The organism is Phocaeicola sp. RTP21198st1_B8_RTP21198_201120, assembly GCF_040929485.1.
GTDB classification, from domain to species: Bacteria; Bacteroidota; Bacteroidia; order Bacteroidales; family Bacteroidaceae; genus Phocaeicola; species Phocaeicola dorei.
Genome location: NZ_JBCOCI010000222.1, coordinates 1 through 1133, shown reverse-complemented (window position 1 = coordinate 1133; position 1133 = coordinate 1). Strand labels below are relative to the sequence as shown.

At 36.4% G+C, this 1133-nt stretch carries 2 pseudogenes; both read right to left on the bottom strand.

Annotated features, from left to right (window positions below):
• Nucleotides 1-565, bottom strand: a pseudogene (locus tag AB5935_RS24760) (SusC/RagA family TonB-linked outer membrane protein); the annotation flags it as partial.
• Nucleotides 566-626: 61 nt separating this feature from the next.
• Nucleotides 627-1133: pseudogene (locus AB5935_RS24755) on the bottom strand (SusC/RagA family TonB-linked outer membrane protein); the annotation flags it as partial.

Sequence of the window (1133 nt, the reverse complement as noted above, 5' to 3'; positions counted from 1 at the left end):
CACCTATATTTGTCATATAAGTAGTTTCCCAACTCAAACGGCTGTTTGGACACCCCGACATAACACCACCTATTTCTCCTGCATAAGAATAACTTTCCCCATAAGAATATAAGCCAAGAGCTTCCTGAGAACCTAAGCGGGAATTTCCATTTGCCCCATAACTAGCTTTTATTTTCAAAATATTCATCCATGGAATATTGTAAAAACTCTCATTCTGAACATTCCAAGAAACTCCTATAGAACCAAAATTAGCCCAGCGTACATCTGACCCAAATTGTGAATTTCCGTCTCTACGTCCATTTAATGTCACATAATATCGATGATCGTAAGAATAACTAAGCTGCCCTAACATAGAAGCTTTGCGTTTCGTCTTACTAGTATTAGTCCCTTTACGCTCTTTTGCATAAGACACATCTTGAATATGATCATTAATGAAGCCTGACCCTGTAACTCCAAGTGTCACATAGTCCTGTGAACCAGCCTCAATCCCCAATAATCCACTTATATCATGTTTATCAAAAGACTGCTTATAATTAATGCGATGTACAGTAGTCCAGTTCATCATATTTAATGAGTTTCTAGTGGAATAACCTATCGGACCATCAGCGCTCGTCATTCCGGACCAATTAGTACGAGCATAATAAATTTCTTCCTGTGTAAGATAACCCTGAAAGAATATCATATCTCAACATTAAATTGGCATTCGTATATAAAGTCTTTTGATTATAAATATTCTCTTCCCTTTCCGCTACACTGTTCAAGAAACGGTTCTCCGACCATTTAGGACTTCCATCCGTTTCTTTTCCGGATATAACCTTATTGTAAAGACGAAAAGTTCCATCTTCATTATATGGTTCGAATATCGGTAAGTACTCATAATAATCCCTTCCTGGATTAAACAAATCATTCACATTATAAGAAGTAGCAAGATCAACCGAGACCTTAAACTTTCGAAGAAAAGTAAAATCCAAATTAGAACGAATAGAAAAACGCTGTTGTTTATTCCCTTTCACCGTTGCTGTATTCTCTAAATAAGAAGCTGATAAATAATACGCTGTATTCCGAGCCCCTCCCATTAAAGATAAATTTGTTTGAAAAGTATTAGCGGTATCATAAAACACATCTGTCCAATC